This window comes from Streptomyces cyaneus (assembly GCF_004028635.1).
GTDB classification, from domain to species: Bacteria; Actinomycetota; Actinomycetes; order Streptomycetales; family Streptomycetaceae; genus Streptomyces; species Streptomyces cyaneus.
Map to the genome: position 1 here is coordinate 194,028 of NZ_RQJW01000012.1, position 18,747 is coordinate 212,774.

Here is an 18,747-nt window from a genome sequence, read left to right on the forward strand (position 1 = left end):
TGGCCGTCCACCCATGCCGTCGCCTCAGCGAACGACAGTGCGACAGGGCGCCCTCCCGGCGGGGAGGACGCGGGTGCGTGGGTCCTGGTTCCCGCTTCTCCCGAAGGCGCCCGCCTCTTCCCGCGGCGAGGGCGACAACGGACACGCGCGCGTGACGTCGACTCTGGTCGGAGCCGGACGTACGCGCGCGTGGCCGATTGCGTCAGCTGTCGCCCGTGCGGGCGCCCAGGGTGAGTTCGACCGTGTGGGACTGGCCGCCGCGTTCGTAGGTGATCGTGACCTTGTCGCCGGGCTTGTGGGTCCAGATCTCGCCGATCAGGGTGGGGCCGGAGTCGATCACCCTGTCGTCGAGCTTGGTGATGACATCGCCCGGCTTGAGGCCGGCCTTGGCGGCGGGGCCGCCCGCCTCGACCGCGTCCGAGCCGCTGGCGCCCTGCTCGGTGATCTTGGCGCCGCCGGTGGTGTCCTCCAGGGAGACGGAGGCGCCGATCTTGGCGTACACCGGCTTGCCGGTCTTGATCAGCTGCTTGGCGACGTACTGGGCCTGGTTGATCGGGATGGCGAAGCCGAGGCCGATCGAGCCGGACTGGCTGGTGCCGCCCAAGCCGTTGGCGGCGGACTGGATGGCGGAATTGATGCCGATGACGTTGCCCTGCGCGTCCAGCAGCGGGCCGCCGGAGTTGCCGGGGTTGATCGAGGCGTCCGTCTGCAGGGCGCTCATGTAGGAGGCGTTGCTGCCGGTGCCGTCGCTGGAGGCCACGGGGCGGTTCTTGGCGCTGATGATGCCCGTGGTGACCGTGTTGGAGAGGCCGAAGGGGGCGCCGATCGCGATCGTCGAGTCGCCGACCGCCACATCGTCGGAGTTGCCCAGCGTCAGCGGCTTGAGGTCCGACGGGGCGTTCTTGAGCTTGATGACCGCCACGTCGTAGCCCTGCGCGTGGCCGACGACCTCGGCGTCGTACTTCTTGCCGTTCGGGAAGGTCGCCGTGAGCTTGCCGCCGTCCACCGCGTCGGCCACCACGTGGTTGTTGGTGACGATGTGGCCCTCGGTGTCGAAGACGAAGCCGGTGCCGGTGCCGCCCTCGCCGCTGCTGCTCTCGGCCTCGATGGTGACGGTGCTCGGCAGCGCCCTGGCGGTCACGGACGCGACCGTGCCCGGGTCGCGCTTGATGTCGCCACCGCTGTCGGCGGCGGAGACGGTCGTCGAGGAGCTGTTGTCGTCGTTCTTGGCCAGGGTGTAGCCGAGGCCGCCGCCCAGGCCGCCCGCGACCAGCGCGGCGATGAGGACCGCGGCGAGCAGCCCGCCGCGTCCCCGGTCGGACTTCGGCGCCGGCTGCTGGTAACTGGCACCCCAGCCGAAGCCCGCACCACCACCGGAACCCGCACCCGCACCGGCACCGGCACCGGCACCGGCACCACCTGCGGCGACACCGCTGTCGGCGTACGGCGACGTGGGCGGCGGCGGAGGCGGCCAGGAGGCGTCGGGGGCCGAGCCCTGGGAGGCGGGCGGCTGGGCTCCGTTCGAGGCGGCCGGGGCGGCGGGCGGCTGAGCACCGTTCGCGCCCGCGTCGGTGGCGTACGGCTGCGTGCCGTTCGAGTTCGCCGGGGCGCCGTTCGGCACCGGGGGGAGCGGGGTGGTCGGGGCGGCATCGCCCTCGGGAGCCGGGCGCTCCTGGGATGCCGGAGCAGCAGGAGCATCCACCGGCACGGGAGGTGCGGACGGGGCCGGGGGTACCGCGGCGCCCTCGTTCTCGGTGCTCACAGCTTCTCTCCTCGATCCACGGCTGTAGTTTTCGGTCGCACTCGGTCACGCCCGTTCACGCTGGCAGTACTTGTCGGCGGTCGGTGCGCTTCAGCTGTGCATGTCTTTTTGTATGCCGTCAGCTTTTCCCACGGGCCGTCAGAGCACCATAAGCGGTGGCTGTGGGTCCACGGCCATTCTTTATATAGGGCATGTGTGACTGAACAGGCGCAATCCCAGCACCTTCGAGACTGCTCCGGCCGCACGTCTACCCGCCTGCGGTGGGACCATGACGCGGTGACCCAAGCACGGCAGCAGCAGATCCAAGTCGTCGCCCATCGCGGAGCCTCCGAAGACGCTCCCGAGCACACCCTGGCCGCGTACAAGAAGGCGATCGAGGACGGTGCGGACGCCCTCGAGTGCGATGTACGTCTCACCGCGGACGGCCATCTCGTCTGTGTCCACGACCGCCGCGTCAACCGTACGTCCAACGGCCGCGGCGCGGTCTCGGCCCTGGAGCTCGCCGAGCTCGCCGCCCTGGACTTCGGCTCCCGCAAGAACCGCGACTCATGGAAGAACCGGGCCGAGGAGCCCGACTGGGAGTTCCGGCCGGAGGACCCCGAGGACACCTCCGTCCTCACCCTGGAGCGGCTGCTGGAGCTCGTCGCGGACGCGGGGCGACGGGTGGAAATGGCGATCGAGACCAAGCACCCGACCCGGTGGGCGGGGCAGGTCGAGGAGCGGCTGCTGGTCCTGCTGAAGCGGTTCGGGCTCGACGCGCCCGCCTCCGCCGACGAGTCCCCGGTGCGGGTCATGAGCTTCTCGGCGCGCTCGCTGCATCGCGTGCGTGCCGCCTCGCCGACGCTGCCGACCGTCTATCTGATGCAGTTCGTCTCGCCCAGGCTGCGGGACGGACGGCTGCCCGCGGGTGTCCACATCGCCGGTCCCTCGATCCGGATCGTGCGCAGTCACCCGGCGTATGTGGAGCGCCTGAAGAAGGCCGGCCACCAGGTGCACGTCTGGACCGTGAACGAGCCCCAGGACGTCGACCTCTGCGCCGAACTGGGCGTCGACGCCATCATCACCAACCGCCCCCGCGCGGTGCTGCGCCAGCTCGGCCGCTGACACGCGCGCGTGGCCGACATACGGCCCGCCATGCGGCCGACGCACGGCCAAAGCAAACGGCCGAACCAAGTGGCCTCCGCAAACCGCACACCCGGAAACCACTAAAACCTCATCAACCCCTGCGCAACCTCTTGACCCCACAGCCCCTTCAGCCCCATCCTCCACTCTCGGTCACACCGTCGAATTCCAGCCATCTCGATTACAGGGAGTGCTCCGGCGCGTTCGGTCCGTATTCGATCGTTGCGAGTGCGTCACCGGACCTTGATTGGCCGGTTTCCGGTACAGGCCAATGGGGCATCCACACCGTGGCGTGGGGCAAAGGAGGTCTCGGGGGTGGCGTTGGTGGTGGCACAGGAGGTGCCCACGTCGTCGAGCATGGCCGTACCCCATGGCCCTGCGGGCGTGGGGGAAGCGAGACACCGTATGCGCTCTCAGTTGCGCAGGGGCGGCGTGGCGGAATCGGTCATCGACGATGCCGTACTGATTCTTTCCGAACTCTTGAGCAACGCCTGCAAACACGGCCGGCCGCTCGGTGACGCACTGTCCGGGGACGGTGACGTCCGGGCCGCATGGCGCGTGGACGCGAGCGGCAGGCTCACCGTGGAGGTGACGGACGGCGGCGGGCCCACCCGCCCTGCTCCGGCCACGCCCTCGGTCACCGCGCACGGCGGCCGTGGGCTGAACATCATCACCGCTCTCGCCGACGACTGGGGTGTACGCGACGACGCCCGGGGCGAGGTCACGGTCTGGGTCATAGTCCACGACGACGTTCATGATCCGGATGCCGGGCACCGCCGCCATGACTTCGCTACGCGCGTCGCAGCGCCGGCGGTGGGCGCGATATCCGGCCTCGACTTCGCCGACGCCTTCGACGACCTGGACTGAAACTCCGACGAACGGCTCGAAGCACCGGTCCGGCCGAAGCTCCGCTTCCCGGCACGACGCGGTGGGTTGTCCACAGGCTCCCGTCACGCATGGCATGAACGGCTAGGCTCGCGCCGTACGAGACGAGCCGTAACCGGGAGACACCCACGATGGCCAAGAAGCGACCCCAGACCAAGGCCAAGCGCCCGCAGCTCAGCGACGAGGCCCGCGCCGCAGGCGCTGATGGACAGGTTCCGGTCGTCGGCGCACGCGAGCCCTGTCCCTGCGGCAGCGGCCGGCGCTACAAGGCCTGCCACGGCCGGGCCGCCGCGCAGGCGGTGACCGAGCTGGTGCACCGCCCGTTCGAGGGCCTGCCGGGCGAGTGCGACTGGGTGGCGCTGCGCGAACTGGTGCCGGCCGCCACGGTCGAGCTGCACCTGAAGGGCGGCCTCCCCGAGGGCGTCCCGTCCGTCACCCTGGCCACCGTCCTGCCGATGGCCTGGCCGGCGCTGCGCCGAGACGACGGCTCGGTCCTGCTCGGCCTGCAGAACGACACGGCCTCGGGCGACATCAGCCGCGACCTCGCCGACACTCTCCAGCAGGCCCTGACCGCACAGCCCGGCACCCCGGTCCAGGGCCGCCGTGCCCCGGCCGACGGTCCGCGACTGCAGGATCTGCTCGACCCCGAAGGCACGTTCGAGCCAGTTGTGCACCCCGGCTTCGAGTTCTGGGTCCCGGACGCGGAGAACGCCACTCCGGAGGTGACCGCCTCCCTGGAGCGGGCCAACGCCGCGGCCATCCCGACCGTGCGGCTGACCGGCGTGGACGCCGCCTACTGGTGCGAGACGCCGGACAAGAACCACCTGCGCTGGGTCATGCCGCACCCCGAGGAGCAGCTTCTGGACGCTCTCGCGCGGCTGCACGCGGCAGGGAAGTCGAACCTCGGCGAGGGCACCCGTCTCGTGGGCTCCTTCCGCGCTCACGGCCTCACCGTGCCGGTCTGGGACCTGCCGAGCGGCGTCGGCGCGGAGGACGTGGAGAAGCCGGCGGCGGAGTTCGCCGAGCGCCTCGCCGCGGCCCTGGCCACGGACGCTCCGCTCACGCCGGACGAGCGTCGCGCGCGTGGCGGCCTGACCAACCGGCAGGTCACGCTCAGCTGACGAGCACTGCGGAGATCGGGTTCGGCTGAACGGCCGTTCAGCCGAACCGGTCCGCCCGGGAGGGGTGAATCCGATCACAACTCCCCTGCGGAGCAAGGGAATCCGTGACTGGAAAGCCCGGATCGAATTTGCGAACCGCCGATCTCTTGTTACCGTTCCATTAGCCCGGTTGCTGGTGCATCCCCCGTCGCCAGCAACCGGGTCTTTCCATGTGCGCACTCCTTTACGGAATGACGCCGGCTGTCAACCGCCCGTAGGTTCCCCGGAATTGCCCGGTGAGGAGTTGCTCGCGGAGCGCAGCAGCAGCGGTCCCCTCCCGGCCCGGGACGCGAACTCCGCGACCGCCGTGTAGGCGTCCAGGTTCCCCCGAGTGCGCTCCCGGGGCGTCTCGCACGTCCCCGGCTCGTCCTCGGCGCCTCCGGCGCAGCGCATCTGCACCGTGCGTCCACCGGGCCCCATGAGACTCAGTACGGAGTCCAGCGCGCCGCCGGTGGCATTGCGGAAGTAGGTGCGCGCCCAGGTCTCGTCCCCCTGCGTGAGGACGCAGGTCTGCGCCTCGACGCCCTCGGGGGAGGTGAGTTCCGGACCGCAGCGGGCGGCGGTGGCAAGGCCCAGGCCGAGCAGCAGCGACGAGTCGGCGAGCCCGGCGGAGGGCGCCTTGGCGTCGGCGGGGCGGGAGGGACGTACGGCACCGTCCCTCGGAGCACGGGGGGAGGGCCGTGCGGCCTTGTGCGCGGACGTGCGTTCGGCGGCCCGGCTCGCGTCGACGACCTGGCCGGCGGCCGCCCAGGCCAGCGGCAGGGCGACCGCCGCCGCCGCGACGGACGCGAAGGCGATCAGTCGGACTCTTCTGCGATTCGGCCCGCGGCGATGCGACGACGGTGCCCTATTTCCCCTGTTTTGACGCGGCATATAGCGGAAGATAACGACCACACACGCGTGCGCTGACCCACGCGCGCCGGACAGCCCTACAACTCGGGCGCGCTCACACCCGTACGAGTGAGGGCCTCAACCACGGCATCCACCACGGCCTGAACGTCCGGCACCCACGGGGAGGCCGAGCCGGGCAGCGGGGCGCGCTGCCAGCTGATGGGGCCCTGGCCCGTCTCGGACGGGGGCAGGGCGATGTAGCCGCCCTCGCCGTGGAAGCGGAGGGAGCCGGGGACGAAGTCCTTGGCGTAGAGCAGTTCGCCCAGTTGCTCCATGGAGTACGGCTTCACCAGGATCGCCCAGCGGGCGGGCGAGGCGACGACCGGGCCGAGGCGCATGCCCATGCGGTCGAGTGCGGTGAGTGCGTGGGCGGCCGGCAGGGCGGGGAGGCTGACCGCGCAGGGTGCCGTGCCGCCGGTGGCGAGGATGATCGGCGCCGTGGGCCGGTTGGCCCACCACCAGCGCACCATGCGCTCGTCGGTGGTGGCCGCAAGGAGGCCGGGGTCGAAGGGGTGGGCGCCGGGCACCGTGCACTCCGGGTCGGGGCAGCCGCAGCGGGAGTGCCCCTGCGGGTGTGTCGTCACGCCTGGGAGTACCGGCCAGCGCCATTCCGTCGCGAAGGTCAGGGCCGCGCTGATCAGTTCAGGCCTCCCGTCGCTACGCAGGAGCCTGCGTCGCCTTCCGAGGATCTCGCGCATGAGCGCTCGTTCCTTTCCGTTGCACCGCTGGCAACACCGTGGTCACATCACACCATGTGTCGATCACTTCACTGTGCGTACCTGTTGGCGCATCACACCCCTGCCATGGGCAAGGGGAACCCCTATGGGCCGAACGTTGACTGCTTCCGCGGCTACCTCGTCCATACTGCGTCTATCAAAAGCATGGGCGTGGCGTGGGGTGGCGAAGTCTGGCGTTTAGCGTCGCGCGTATTTCTCTTCGCCTCCGCCACGGGAGGATGGGGCCGGTCGTCGGTGGCTAAGACGCCCGGGTCCGTCACCAGGTTCCGGGTGGTTGTCAACCACCCCTGGCCTTCACCGAGTACGTACCCATCACGACCGCTGTGACGCTCTGTGGAGCGAAACCAGTCGACCGCAATACCCCGTTCCCTGAGGCAGTTTTAAGCCAACTTTGCCTTTACGCAAGAGGTCTACGGCAAGTGCTCTGGTTACCCACGGACACCAGGAATCCCGGCAGGACAATGCTGGACATCCCCTAACGAGTGCGTGTACATGTGGAGACACTGCTAGCGGCGCAGAATGACATGGGGGTTTGCGATGCTTTTGAGCAATACGCACCGGTCGGAAAGCCGGACGCCATGAACGCCCCTCACCCTCCGAAAGTGGCCGGAATCGATTCGACGGTTCCCTCGCCCGCACACACTGTCGCGCCCGCGCCCGCGACCTCGGGCACCTCAGCGGTCCCCCCGCCCAACGCACCAGGGGCGCTGCTTCAGGACCGTCTCGCCGGCTGGGTCTCCGACCTCACGACACTCCATGAACTCACCGAGCGGCTGGCCCGCACGGACGCCCTCGCCGAAGCCCTCCAGGAACTGCTGCGCGCCGGAGCCGCCCTCGTGGGTGCCCGGCGCGGTCTCGTCGTACTGGAACCGGCCGACGGGCTCGGCCCGGACACGACGATCGGGCTGGGCCTCGCCCGCGCCGACCTCGGCCACATCGAGACCGTCCCGCGCAGTGCGATGTCGTACGGCAGGATCCTCGACGGACTGCCGGGTGGCGACGGTGAGATCGCCCAGCCGGACCTCCTCTCCGAGGACGGGCTCGACCCCCGCCACCGCGAGGTGGCCGCACGCCTCGGCTACGCCGCGAGCTACGCGCTCCCCCTGTCCACCAAGGCCGCGGGCCGTCTCGGCGCCGCCGTGTGGCTGTACGACGAGCCCGCCGAACCGGCCGAGCGCCAGCGCCACCTCGTCGGCCTGTACACGCGCTACGCCACCGAGCACCTGGCCCGGCTCCTCGAAATCGAGCGCACGCGCGCGTGCATGAAGACGATGGCCGAGGAGCTGCTCCCCTCCCGTCTGCCCCGGATGGCCGGCGTCCAGCTCGCCGTGCGGCACCGTACCGGCCCGCGCGGGGGCGGCGACTGGTACGACGCGCTGCCGCTGCCGGACGCCGCGCTCGGCCTGGCGGTCGGCTCGGTGACCGGTTCGGGGCCCAGCGCCGTCGCCGCGATGGGCCGGCTGAGGGCCAGCCTGCGGGCGTACGCCGTCATGGAGGGCGAGGACCCGGTCGCGGTCCTGTCCGACCTGGAACTGCTGCTCAGACTCACCGAGCCGGCCCGCTCCGCCACCGCCCTGTTCGCCTACTGCGAGCCCTCCCTGCGCAAGATCACGCTCGCCGGTGCCGGACACACCCCGCCGCTGCTGATCGGCGATCGGCGCACGGAGTTCGTGGAGACCTCCGTGTCCGCGCCGCTGGGCATGCTGGCCTGCTGGGAGGCGCCGAGCGTGGAGCTGACGGCGGAAGCCGGAGAGACGGTCCTGCTCTACACCGACGGGCTGCTGCACCGCACCGGTGACGCCACCGACCGCGCCTTCGCCCGGCTGCACGCGGCGGCGGCCGGGGTACCCCGGGCGATCCGGCACGACCCGGACGCCGTCGTCGACCACGTCCTGCGCACCGTGCTGCCGGACGGGCTCGACCGGACGGACAGCGAGGAGGACGTCGTACTGCTGGCGGCTCGCTTCGAGTAGCGGCGCGCTGACCTTCGGTCACTCCCCATAACAGGCACGTGGTCTGCGCCATAGCAGCGGCGGGCAAGCGGTCTTTCGCCCTGGGCGCTCCCCTCCACGACCGTACGATGGACGGGGTCCAGTGCCGTATCGAGGAGGAAGACCGTGGCCGACGAGCTCACCCCGGAGACCCCGGAAGAGTCGGAAGAGCCGATCAAGCAGCGCAAGAACGGCCTGTACCCGGGCGTGTCCGACGAGCTCGCCGAGAGCATGAAGTCCGGCTGGGCCGACACGGAGCTGCGCGACCTGGAGCCGATCCCCCAGGCCGCCGAGACGGCTGCCCGCCGTGCCGCGCTGTCGGCGCGCTTCCCGGGTGAGCGTCTGGTGATCCCCGCGGGCAACCTGAAGACGCGGTCGAACGACACCGAGTACGCCTTCCGGGCCTCGGTCGAGTACGCGTATCTCACCGGCAACCAGACCGAGGACGGCGTGCTCGTCCTGGAGCCCGTCGCCGACGGTCACAAGGCGACGATCTACCTTCTGCCGCGCTCCGACCGGGAGAACGGCGAGTTCTGGCTGTCCGGCCAGGGCGAACTGTGGGTCGGCCGCAGGCACTCGCTGACCGAGGCGGAGAAGCTGTACGGCATCCCCGCCTCCGACGTGCGCGAGCTGACGGACAAGCTCCGCGAGGCGACGGGGCCCGTGCGTGTCGTCCGTGGCTACGACGCCGGCATCGAGTCCGCGCTGACCGACAAGGTCACCGCCGAGCGGGACGAGGAGCTGCGGGTCTTCCTGTCCGAGGCGCGGCTGGTCAAGGACGCGTTCGAGGTCGGCGAGCTGCAGAAGGCCGTCGACTCGACCGTGCGCGGCTTCGAGGACGTGGTGAAGGTCCTCGACAAGGCCGAGGCGACGAGCGAGCGCTACATCGAGGGCACGTTCTTCCTCCGCGCGCGCGTGGAGGGCAACGACGTCGGCTACGGCTCCATCTGCGCGGCCGGCCCGCACGCCTGCACGCTGCACTGGGTGCGCAACGACGGGGCCGTGCGCTCGGGTGACCTGCTGCTGCTCGACGCGGGCGTCGAGACCCACACGTACTACACCGCCGACGTGACGCGGACGCTGCCGATCAACGGCCGGTACAGCGAGATCCAGAAGAAGATCTACGACGCCGTGTACGACGCCCAGGAGGCCGGTATCGCGGCTGTGAAGCCGGGGGCGAAGTACCGGGACTTCCATGACGCGGCCCAGCGTGTGCTGACCGAGCGGCTCGTCGAGTGGGGGCTCGTCGAGGGGCCGGTGGAGCGGGTGCTGGAGCTGGGGCTTCAGCGGCGGTGGACGCTGCACGGGACGGGGCACATGCTCGGCATGGACGTCCATGACTGCGCCGCGGCGCGGACGGAGACGTATGTGGAGGGTGTGCTGGAGCCGGGGATGGTGCTGACCGTCGAGCCCGGGCTGTACTTCCAGGCCGATGACCTGACCGTGCCGGAGGAGTACCGGGGGATCGGGGTGCGGATCGAGGACGACATTCTGGTGACGGAGGATGGGAACCGGAACCTGAGCGCCGGGCTGCCTCGGCGGTCGGATGAGGTGGAGAGCTGGATGGCCTCTTTGAAGGGCTGACGTCGGATTGATGGCCGGGTGCCAAAGGGGTGTCCGGCCGTCGTCGCGGTCTGCGGGTTGTGGGGGCTTGTCGCGCAGTTCCCCGCGCCCCTAGGGGGTTGGGGTGGACCTGCATCTGGAGGCCGACGTCGGTGAAGGGCGTCGTGCGGGGCTCGAGCGTGCCCTGCGCGATGCCGTGCGGGACGGGCGGCTTGCTCCCGGGGAGCGGTTGCCTGCTACCCGGCGGCTCGCCGACGAGCTCGGCATCTCGCGGAACACCGTGAAGGCGGCCTACGACCAGCTTGTCGCCGAGGGGTATCTCACCGCCCGGCAGGGGGCCGGTACGCGAGTGGCCGCGCTGCCTCCCGTCGACGCCGGGCCGCCGGAGGCCGCCGCACGCGCGCGTGAGGCGCGTTTTGATCTGCGGCCGGGGAGTCCGGACGTGGGGGCGTTTCCGGCGGCTGCCTGGTTGCGGGCGTTGCGCAGGGCCATCGCCACGGCGCCCTCGCCGGCGTACGACTACGGCGATCCGCGCGGTCGTATCGAGTTGCGGACCGCGCTGTCGGGGTATCTGGGGCGGGCGCGTGGGGTGATCGCGCCGCCGGAGCGGATCGTGATCACCTCCGGGTATGTGCAGGGGTTGGCCCTCCTCACGCGCGTGTTGGAGGGCGGCGTCATCGCCATGGAGGATCCGGGGTTGCCGTTCCATCGGGAGGTGGTGCGGCGCAACGGGGGCGCCGTCGTGCCCGTGCCCGTCGACGAACGAGGGGCGTGCGCGGAGGAGTTGGGGGACTGCTCGGCCGTTGTCGTCACGCCCGCGCATCAGTATCCGACCGGTGTGACCCTGCATCCGGAGCGGCGGCGGGCCATCGGCGACTGGGCACGCGCGCGTGGCGGACTGATCGTCGAGGACGACTACGACGGGGAGTTCCGCTACGACCGCCAGCCCGTCGGCGCGCTGCAGGGGATGGCGCCGGGGCAGGTGGTGTATCTGGGGACCGCGTCGAAGACCCTCGGGCCCGCGCTGCGGCTCGGCTGGATGGTGCTGCCGCCGCACCTGGTCGACGCCGTGGCCGACGCCAAGCTGCACAGTGACCATCACACCGAGTCCATCGGCCAGTTGGCGCTCGCCGAGCTGATCGACAGCCACGCGTACGACCGTCATGTGCGGGCCTGTCGGCTGCGGTATCGGCGGCGCCGGGATCAGCTCCTGGACCGGCTGGGGGCGCGCCGGCGGGTGCGGGGGATCGCGGCCGGGCTGCACGCGCTGGTGGAGGTCGACGACGAGGCGGAGGTGCTGGCGCGGGCGGAGGCGGAAGGGCTCGCGGTAGGGCATCTGGGGGAGCACTGGCATACGCCGGGCGGCGGCGAGGGACGGCCGCAGGGGCTCGTCGTGGGGTACGGGACACCTCGGGAGCGGGTGTATCCGGAAGCGCTGGAGGTGTTGGTGAAGGTGCTGGGCAGGGCGTGAATTGGACCAGTTAGATGCCTCAGTATTGGGCCTGTTGAGAGGTCCACGGCATCTTTAACGTCGTTGGCATGACAACCCGCCTTCTCCCGCCCGCCGGCCCACAACGCGTGCTGGCCTCGGCCCAGTTGGCCAACTCGATCGGCGACGGCGCCTACTACGTGACGTCGGCCTTGTACTTCACCCATGTCGTCGGCCTCGCGCCCGCGCGCGTGGGGCTCGGACTGACCGTCGCCTGGGCCGTCGGCTCGCTGGCAGGGGTGCCTCTCGGGCGGCTCGCCGACCGGCGCGGGCCGCGTGGCACCGCGGTGCTGCTCGCGCTGGCGACGGCGCTCGCGGTGGCGTCCTTCCTCGTCGTCGACGGCTTCGTGCCGTTCGTGGCGGCCGCCTGCGCCTACGCGACCGCCCAGTCGGGGCTGGCCGCGGCCCGGCAGGCGCTGCTGGCCGGGCTGGTGTCCGCCGGGGACCGGACCGGGCTGCTCGCGCATCTGCAGTCCACGCTCAACGCCGGGCTGGCGGTGGGGGCGGCGCTGGGCGGGCTGGCGCTGAACGCCGGGACGCGGGAGGCGTATCTCGGCGTGCTCGCCTTGGACGCGGTGAGCTTCGTCGTCTGTGCGGGGGTGCTGGTGCGGCTGCCGTCGGTGGAGCCGGTTTCCGTGCGGCCACGTGGCTCCCTCGGCGTCCTGCGTGACCGCCCGTACGCCGCCGTCGCGCTCCTCAACACCGTGCTGTTGCTCCGGCTGCCGCTGCTCAGCCTCGTGCTGCCGCTGTGGATCACCCGCAGGACCGAGGCGCCGGCCTGGCTGGTCTCGGCGCTGTTCGTGCTCAACACCGGTGCGGTGATGCTTTTCCAGGTCAGGGCGGCGCGCGGCGTCACGGGTCTGGCCACCGCCACGCGCGCGGTGCGTCGTGCGGGCTGGGTGATGCTCGCCGCGTGTGTGGTGTTCGCGCTGTCGGCGGGCGCCTCGCTGTGGGTGGCCGTCGGTTTCCTGGTGGTGGGTGCGGTGCTTCAAGTGGTCGCCGAGATGGGGCAGTCGGCGGGTTCCTGGCAGCTGTCGTTCGACCTGGCCCCGGAGGGCCGCGTCGGCGAGTACCAGGGCCTGTTCGGGACCGGCGTCACGATCGCCCGCACCCTCGGCCCGCTCCTTCTGACGGGCCTGCTCGTGGAGTGGGGGACGCCGGGCTGGCTGCTGCTGGGCGCCGCGATGCTGGCGGCGTCGTACGGGATGGGACCGGCGGCACGGTGGGCCGCCGGCCGCCGGGCGGAGCAGATGGTCAGGCAGCCCGAGCTCGTGCCGTGACGGGCAGCGAGTCCAGGAACAGCGCCCCCGCCAGCAGCCCCGCACTCCCCCGTGGGCTCCACGCGCGTGCGTGCAGGTCGGTATCGAGGGCGACGAGGGCCGCCGCGCCGGCCTCGGTGGCCGTACCGCCCGCTTCCAGGACTCCGCGGGCGCCCGCCTGGACCTGCCGTAGGCCGATGGGGCCCGCGGTGTAGAGGAGTTCGGTGTCCTGGAGGGTGGACATCACGGTGAGCAGGGCGTCCAGGCGGGCCTGTTCCTCCGTGGCGCCGGCCGAGCGGGCGGTTGCGAGCGCGTCCAGCGCCCGTCGTACGTGCGGGAATCCGGCCCGGGCCTCGCCCCGCGCCCCGGCGGCGCCGTACTTCGCGGACACCGAGGAGCCCCGGGAGGGCCTGCGTGGGGCGCGTTTGTCGGTGTGCGCGGCGATGCGCTTGGCGGTGGCGGCGACGTCCCGTGCCCCGGCCCGGGGGTCGAGCGCGGCCGCGGCGACCAGCAGGCCGAGCGCCCACAGCGCGCCCCGGTGTCCGCCGCCCGCGAGGTGGACCGAGTGCTCGGTGCACCTGCCGATCGCGCCCAGTTCGCTGCGCAGCCCGGGCGTCGGCTCGCCCGTGCGCCGGGCTGCGGCGGCCATCGCCGTGAGGCCCGGCGTGAGCGCCCTGGCCGACCAGCGCAGCATGCAGTGGTCCCGGCGGGTGACGCGGGCGCCGAGGTCACGCGGGTCGGGCAGGCCCGGCTTGGGAGCCAGGGCCAGCTGCCCGGTCAGCGCGGTCACGGCGGCCTGCGCCAGCGCCTCGTCCTCGCGGCTGCTCATGGCCGTACCCCCTACGAGGACGCCGAGGCCGACGGGGCGTCGCTGGGCGGGGTGCCCGTGGGGGCGCCGCTCGGCGGCGTACCGCCCTCGCCGCCACCGCCGCCGCTGCCCGCGCCGGTGTTCTCGGCGTCGGGGTCGACGCCCAGGGTGAGGAAGCCCTTGTAGCCCTTGGACGGGTCCTTCTTGTGCACGGCCTTGAGGGTGAGCAGGCCGCTGGAGGCGCCGCCGCCGTCGTAGACCATGTCGTTGTCGAGGGTGGTGTAGCTGCCGGAGTGCTTCGAGTAGGGCTCCAGCGTGAAGATCTCCTCGGCGATGTCGTCGGCGAAGAACAGCTGGCCCGTGTAGTTGACCTTGCCGCCCTCGTAGGTGCCGTCCTCCTTCTGGCCGCCGGTGTGCACCTTGAGGTGGATGTGGCAGGTGCGCGGGGTGTACCAGCCCGGGAAGATCGTCTCGAACTTGACCACCCCGTTGGCGTTGGCGATCTGGTAGCCGCGCAGGTACGTGTTGTCGTTGGCGGTCGAGCCGTCCTCGCTCTCGGCGGGCGCGGAGCCGCCGGGGTTGGCCGTGGTGTAGCCGGAGTAGTAGCCCCAGGCGTCGCAGTGCCAGATCTCCACTGCCGCACCGGAGACCGGGGTGCAGCCGTCGGTGGCGTCGACGACGGTGAGGCGCAGCGTCAGCGGGACACCGCTCTTGCCCTCGGTGATGTCCTTTCTGACCAGCGCGTTGTCGAGGTAGTAGGGACCTTCGGTGACGCTCGACATCAGCGTCATGCAGCTGCCGGCGCTCTCCGAGGCGGTGGTGGTGGCCGTCGCCGCGGCGTCCGTCGCGGTGGTGCCGGTGTCGGCGAAGGCCGCCTGATAACCGGCGACCGCGAGCCCGCCCGCCGCTACCGTTCCTCCGGTCACCGCGATCGCGCGGCGCCGAGTGATCGACTTGTCCTTGTGGCTTCCCGTCATGACCAGGAAATTAGGGACGCCGTCCGTCAGGAGCTTGAGGTGGCGCTGTGCGGAGGCTGTGAGTCCTGAGGGAGCTGAAGTTCGCAGCCGGGGCTGTCCGTTGATGGGTTCGTCACCCGTACAGCTCACCGGCTACCCCAAATGAGTAGCTACCGGTGGGTTTATCGCATTCCCGGGCAAAGAGAACTGGTCACTTCCGCGATCTGCCCTGTCCTGCCCAGGAGAGCGAAGACGATGACCCGTTCGCCTGTACGCCCGAGCCCGGCGCGCTTTCTCCGTTCGGTGCTGCCCACCGTCGCCACCGTGCTGTCCCTGGTGACCGCACTCCTCCTCGGCAGTGCGACGCCAGCCGCCGCACTGACGAAGCCGGTCATCAACGGGCCCGTGTTCAACGACCCGCTGGGCACGGCGGCACAGCAGAAGGCGATCTTCACCCAGCTCGTCCGGCTGATCGAAGCGACACCCGCCGGGGCGCAGATCCGCGGCTCGATGCACGAGTTCATCGACCAGGAGGTCGCGAACGCGCTGATCGCCGCCCATGGGCGTGGCGTCGACGTCAGGCTCATCCTCGACGACTCGACCTATGTGGGCCCTGACGGCGCCGAGTTCTTCAACACGCCCTACCGGTCACTTAGGGCCGCGCTCGGAACCAGCACAACCGCCCGCTCCTGGGTCGTCGTCTGCGACGACCGGTTCGAGGACGCCGACGGGGTGGACGACGTCCAGCGCGGCTGCCTGGCCGTGGCTCCGCCCCAACCGGCCTACAACCACAACAAGTTCTTCCTCTTCTCGAGGATCGGGCCCTTCGACGACGGCACCAGCTATTCGAGGGTCGTCTTCCAGACCTCCTCGAACCTCTCCGACTGGTACAAGGTCGAGTCCTTCAACGACGCCGTCACCTTCACGGACAGCACGGTCTACAACGCCTACGCCTCGTACCACGAGCAGCTCCGCCAGGGGCGCACCCTCGCACGCGGCAACAACAACGCCTACTTCTCCACACCGACCGGCTCGACCTACCGCGGCTACTTCTTCCCACGCGGTGACGCCTCGTACAACAACCCGGCCACGGACACCGTCGTCAACGTGCTGAACGAGGTCAGCTGCGTCTACACCGGCGCGGACGGGCTGCCGCACCAGACCGACATCCGCATCGTGACGCACAGCTTCTTCGGCTCCCGCCGCCAGGTCGCCGACAAACTGGCCCAGCTGCGCGGCCGGGGCTGCTGGATCGACATCGTCTACGCCGACAGCGACTCCGTGATCACCAGCCGGCTGAACGCCGCCGGCATCCAGCACCGCAGATGCCGCATTCCCAACGGTCCCGGAATCGACGTCCGCCCGCACAACAAGCAGATCCTGCTCGACGGCGACTACAACGGCGACATCACCCCGCGCGTCTACACGGGCAGCGCCAACCTGACCGGGTCGTCACTGCGCTCGGCCGACGAGGCGATCGTGCGGATCACCGGCGCGTCGTACCACTCGAGGTACCTGAGCGCCTTCTACAGGATCCGCTCTGCTTGCGGCGGTTGACGGGCGCGCGAGGTGAGGGCCGTTACACGGCCATCAGCGGCGCGTCCTCCCGCCACTTGAGGATCTTGTCGAAGCTCACCACCGCCCCGCCCCGACCCGGCTTGTTGCCGATCTGGACGTGGTCGGCGAGTTCCTCGATGAGACAGAGCCCTCGGCCGTGCTCGGCATCGGTGGCCGCCGGGCGCGGGGCGCGGGGCGGGGTGGTGAAGCCGGGGCCCGAGTCGGTGACCTCGATGTGGCACTTCTCGCCGTCGAGGTAGGCCGTGACGCGGTAGGCCTGGGGGGAGCCGTCGGGCGCGGTGTCGCCGCCGTGCTCGACGGCGTTCGCGCAGGCCTCGCTGAGGGCGACGGAGAGGTCGTACGACACATCGGGGTCGACGCCCGCGGTCTCCATGGTGCCGATCAGCAACCGCCGGGCGAGCGGCACGCTCGCGGCTTCCCGCCGCAGATGGAGTGACCACCAGATGCTCATGCTCCAGCCTCCTGGCCGCGGCTCGACATACCGTTACGTATTGCCGCGAGTGCCCCGCTGTAAGCACATCATTGACGTGATGCCGCCCATATGGTCGATGCGCCCACGCTGGAATCGGTGTATGTGTGGGCGGCTCATACCAGAGAGTGATCTTCCGGTCGTAGGTCCTCAACCGCCCGTACCTCATCTTGCGGACCTGCCGCATGGCGGCCATGAGGCCAGTGCGATGATGAGCCCGCCATGACTGCCCCCCACCCGCGCACGGCGCGCTCCGGAAGGGATCTCCGGATACTGCGGGCCGCGGTGTTCGCCGCGGTCTGCGTCGTGCTGGCCGCGGTCGGGCACCTACTGGGCTCCTGCGCCACGATCCCGCTGTGGACGCTGGGCGCGGGGTTCCTCGGTGTTCTTCTGGTCACGGTGCCGTTCGCGGGACGTGAGCGTTCGCTGCCCGGGATCGCGGTGCTGCTCGCGGTCGGCCAGACCGTGCTGCACACGTTGTTCGGGCTCGGGCAGCACGGGGCGAGTGCGGGGGCGGCCACCGCAGCCTCCTCCGCGTCCGCCGCCTCCATGTCCGACGCCGCGCTCGTGGCGCAGGCGGCGCGGCTCGTCTGCGGGACCGCCGTGGCGGCGATCAGTCCGGCCCAGGCCCAGCGCCTCCTCACCGAGGCGCGGATCGGTCCGGCCACCGGGGCGCATGCCGCACACCCGTCGAAGGACGCTCTGTCCACCGTCACGGACTCCGCCACCGGCTTCGGCGCTTCGCTGCTGCCGTCCCTGCCCATGGTGCTCGCCCACGTTCTCGCGGCGGTCGTCGCGGGGTGGCTGCTGCGGCGCGGGGATCTGGCCCTGCTGCGGATCGTCGAGATGTCCGCCCTGTCGGCGCACTCGGTCACCGAGGGGGCGTCCGTACGATCCCTGCGCGGGGCGCTCGCGCTGGTGCGCGCCCTGCGTGCCGGGCTGCCGGGCGCGCCCGAGGCGGGTCCGCGCATCCAGTGCGCCGGGTGGATCGGCCCGTCCGAGCCCCCCACCCTCGCACTCCAGCACACGGTGATCAGGCGCGGTCCGCCGACCGCCGCACTCGTCCTCGCCGCCTGACACGACGCGACCGCCACTCCACTGAAGTGGGGATGAGGGGCCGCCGTCGTGCGGCACGCGTGTGTGCCCGGGTTTCCGATCGAGGGACTGCTTCCTCGAGGGACGGTTCGTCGGGGGACGGCTCCTTGCCGCCCTTCCCGCCGCGTTCCCGCCGCTTTCCCGCCTGATCGGGCACCCCTGCGCACGCGTACTCCTCTTCACCACCGGAATCCCGAATCTCACCCACAGTGGAGTGCTCCGAATGAAGGCCTCTCGCATCGCCGCCGCAGGCACCCTCGCCGGCACGGCCGTGCTTGCCCTGTCCGTCCCCGCCTTCGCCCACGTCAGCGTGCAGCCGGAGGGCACCGCCGCCAAGGGCGGTTACGCGGTCGTCGACTTCAAGGTGCCCAACGAGCGCGACAACGCCAGGACCACCAAGCTCGAGGTCAACTTCCCGACCGACCACCCGCTGGCCTCGGCGATGCCGGAGGCGATCGACGGCTGGGACATCAAGGTCACCAAGTCCAAGCTGGACAAGCCGATCGAGATGCACGGCGAGAAGATCTCCGAGGCGGTCACCAAGATCACCTGGACCGCCACCGGCGACGGCATCAAGGCGGGCTACTTCCAGAAGTTCCCGGTCTCCGTCGGCCAGCTCCCCGAGGACGCCGACGAACTGGTCTTCAAGGCCATCCAGACGTACTCCAACAAGGAGGTCGTGCGCTGGATCGAGGTCCCGCAGGACGGCCAGGAGGAGCCTGAGAACCCGGCCCCGGTGCTCGAACTGTCCGCCGCCGAGGACGGCCACCACGGCTCGTCGTCGTCCGAGAAGGCCTCCGACTCCGACGACGCCGAGGCCGCCGCCGCGAAGACCGCCGCCGCCGAGCCCGCCGACAGCAGCGACACCACCGCCCGCGTCCTGGGCGTGGTCGGCATCGTCGTCGGCGCGCTGGGCGTGGCGTACGGCGTGATCGCCGGCCGTCGGCGCACCGACGCCTGACGCCCCTTCGGTTCACGGCGC

General features: G+C 71.1%; 16 protein-coding genes. 10 read left to right on the forward strand and 6 right to left on the reverse strand.

The features are described from left to right. Positions 1–202: 202 nt before the first annotated feature. Positions 203–1,762 (reverse strand): S1C family serine protease, encoded by a 1,560-nt coding sequence (locus EHO50_RS36245; protein ID WP_128435471.1) that lies wholly within the window; start codon positions 1,760–1,762, stop codon positions 203–205. Between the two features lie 276 nt (positions 1,763–2,038). Here EHO50_RS36245 and EHO50_RS36255 point away from each other — a divergent pair, with 276 nt between their 5' ends. The 3 genes from EHO50_RS36255 to EHO50_RS36265 all read left to right on the forward strand — a co-directional run bounded on the left by EHO50_RS36255 (position 2,039) and on the right by EHO50_RS36265 (position 4,890). Next, positions 2,039–2,866: a glycerophosphodiester phosphodiesterase gene (locus tag EHO50_RS36255; protein WP_128435472.1), complete on the forward strand. Its 828-nt coding sequence runs from the start codon at positions 2,039–2,041 to the stop codon at positions 2,864–2,866. 246 nt (positions 2,867–3,112) lie between these two features. Continuing rightward, the gene (locus EHO50_RS36260) at positions 3,113–3,751 is read left to right on the forward strand and encodes an ATP-binding protein (RefSeq protein ID WP_128435473.1); all 639 of its coding nucleotides are present in this window, start codon (positions 3,113–3,115) and stop codon (positions 3,749–3,751) included. A gap of 149 nt (positions 3,752–3,900) precedes the next feature. After that, complete coding sequence (locus tag EHO50_RS36265) at positions 3,901–4,890, forward strand: DUF5926 family protein (protein ID WP_128435474.1); 990 nt, start codon at positions 3,901–3,903, stop codon at positions 4,888–4,890. A gap of 243 nt (positions 4,891–5,133) precedes the next feature. Here the strand turns inward: EHO50_RS36265 and EHO50_RS36270 are convergent, their stop codons facing one another. Further along, positions 5,134–5,802: a hypothetical protein gene (locus EHO50_RS36270; RefSeq protein ID WP_246101743.1), complete on the reverse strand. Its 669-nt coding sequence runs from the start codon at positions 5,800–5,802 to the stop codon at positions 5,134–5,136. 56 nt (positions 5,803–5,858) lie between these two features. Then, the gene (locus EHO50_RS36275; protein WP_128435475.1) at positions 5,859–6,518 is read right to left on the reverse strand and encodes a bifunctional DNA primase/polymerase; all 660 of its coding nucleotides are present in this window, start codon (positions 6,516–6,518) and stop codon (positions 5,859–5,861) included. Positions 6,519–7,081: 563 nt separating this feature from the next. On the opposite strand from EHO50_RS36275, the gene EHO50_RS36280 reads away from it, so the two are divergent. The 4 genes from EHO50_RS36280 to EHO50_RS36295 all read left to right on the forward strand — a co-directional run bounded on the left by EHO50_RS36280 (position 7,082) and on the right by EHO50_RS36295 (position 12,880). Beyond that, complete coding sequence (locus tag EHO50_RS36280; protein ID WP_425472345.1) at positions 7,082–8,530, forward strand: PP2C family protein-serine/threonine phosphatase; 1,449 nt, start codon at positions 7,082–7,084, stop codon at positions 8,528–8,530. 144 nt (positions 8,531–8,674) lie between these two features. Further along, a complete protein-coding gene (locus EHO50_RS36285) occupies positions 8,675–10,132 on the forward strand; it encodes an aminopeptidase P family protein (RefSeq protein WP_128435477.1) in 1,458 nt (485 codons plus the stop codon). A gap of 103 nt (positions 10,133–10,235) precedes the next feature. Further along, on the forward strand, positions 10,236–11,582 hold the full coding sequence (gene pdxR, locus EHO50_RS36290) for a MocR-like pyridoxine biosynthesis transcription factor PdxR (RefSeq protein WP_128435478.1): 1,347 nt from the start codon (positions 10,236–10,238) through the stop codon (positions 11,580–11,582). A 68-nt stretch (positions 11,583–11,650) separates the two neighbouring features. Continuing rightward, complete coding sequence (locus EHO50_RS36295) at positions 11,651–12,880, forward strand: MFS transporter (protein ID WP_128435479.1); 1,230 nt, start codon at positions 11,651–11,653, stop codon at positions 12,878–12,880. On the opposite strand, the gene EHO50_RS36300 is transcribed toward EHO50_RS36295, so the two are convergent. Beyond that, positions 12,855–13,688 (reverse strand): triphosphoribosyl-dephospho-CoA synthase, encoded by an 834-nt coding sequence (locus EHO50_RS36300; protein WP_128435480.1) that lies wholly within the window; start codon positions 13,686–13,688, stop codon positions 12,855–12,857. The genes EHO50_RS36295 and EHO50_RS36300 overlap by 26 nt on opposite strands. Positions 13,689–13,699: 11 nt before the next feature. Then, the gene (locus EHO50_RS36305) at positions 13,700–14,644 is read right to left on the reverse strand and encodes an intradiol ring-cleavage dioxygenase (protein WP_128435481.1); all 945 of its coding nucleotides are present in this window, start codon (positions 14,642–14,644) and stop codon (positions 13,700–13,702) included. A gap of 234 nt (positions 14,645–14,878) precedes the next feature. On the opposite strand from EHO50_RS36305, the gene EHO50_RS36310 reads away from it, so the two are divergent. Next, complete coding sequence (locus tag EHO50_RS36310) at positions 14,879–16,180, forward strand: phospholipase D-like domain-containing protein (RefSeq protein ID WP_128435482.1); 1,302 nt, start codon at positions 14,879–14,881, stop codon at positions 16,178–16,180. A gap of 22 nt (positions 16,181–16,202) precedes the next feature. On the opposite strand, the gene EHO50_RS36315 is transcribed toward EHO50_RS36310, so the two are convergent. Then, on the reverse strand, positions 16,203–16,652 hold the full coding sequence (locus EHO50_RS36315; protein WP_128435483.1) for an ATP-binding protein: 450 nt from the start codon (positions 16,650–16,652) through the stop codon (positions 16,203–16,205). A 240-nt stretch (positions 16,653–16,892) separates the two neighbouring features. Here EHO50_RS36315 and EHO50_RS36320 point away from each other — a divergent pair, with 240 nt between their 5' ends. After that, on the forward strand, positions 16,893–17,747 hold the full coding sequence (locus EHO50_RS36320; protein WP_128435484.1) for a hypothetical protein: 855 nt from the start codon (positions 16,893–16,895) through the stop codon (positions 17,745–17,747). A 241-nt stretch (positions 17,748–17,988) separates the two neighbouring features. Beyond that, on the forward strand, positions 17,989–18,726 hold the full coding sequence (locus EHO50_RS36325) for a YcnI family copper-binding membrane protein (protein ID WP_128435485.1): 738 nt from the start codon (positions 17,989–17,991) through the stop codon (positions 18,724–18,726). Positions 18,727–18,747 lie beyond the last annotated feature (21 nt).

Coding starts and splice junctions, on each gene's coding strand:
- EHO50_RS36265 (WP_128435474.1), top strand. CDS start 3,901: ATGGCCAAGAAGCGACCCCAGACCAAGGCCAAGCGCCCGCAGCTCAGC.
- EHO50_RS36270 (WP_246101743.1), bottom strand. CDS start 5,802: ATGCCGCGTCAAAACAGGGGAAATAGGGCACCGTCGTCGCATCGCCGC.
- EHO50_RS36275 (WP_128435475.1), bottom strand. CDS start 6,518: ATGCGCGAGATCCTCGGAAGGCGACGCAGGCTCCTGCGTAGCGACGGG.
- EHO50_RS36280 (WP_425472345.1), top strand. CDS start 7,082: ATGGGGGTTTGCGATGCTTTTGAGCAATACGCACCGGTCGGAAAGCCG.
- EHO50_RS36295 (WP_128435479.1), top strand. CDS start 11,651: ATGACAACCCGCCTTCTCCCGCCCGCCGGCCCACAACGCGTGCTGGCC.
- EHO50_RS36300 (WP_128435480.1), bottom strand. CDS start 13,688: ATGAGCAGCCGCGAGGACGAGGCGCTGGCGCAGGCCGCCGTGACCGCG.
- EHO50_RS36305 (WP_128435481.1), bottom strand. CDS start 14,644: ATGACGGGAAGCCACAAGGACAAGTCGATCACTCGGCGCCGCGCGATC.
- EHO50_RS36310 (WP_128435482.1), top strand. CDS start 14,879: ATGACCCGTTCGCCTGTACGCCCGAGCCCGGCGCGCTTTCTCCGTTCG.
- EHO50_RS36315 (WP_128435483.1), bottom strand. CDS start 16,652: ATGAGCATCTGGTGGTCACTCCATCTGCGGCGGGAAGCCGCGAGCGTG.
- EHO50_RS36320 (WP_128435484.1), top strand. CDS start 16,893: ATGACTGCCCCCCACCCGCGCACGGCGCGCTCCGGAAGGGATCTCCGG.
- EHO50_RS36325 (WP_128435485.1), top strand. CDS start 17,989: ATGAAGGCCTCTCGCATCGCCGCCGCAGGCACCCTCGCCGGCACGGCC.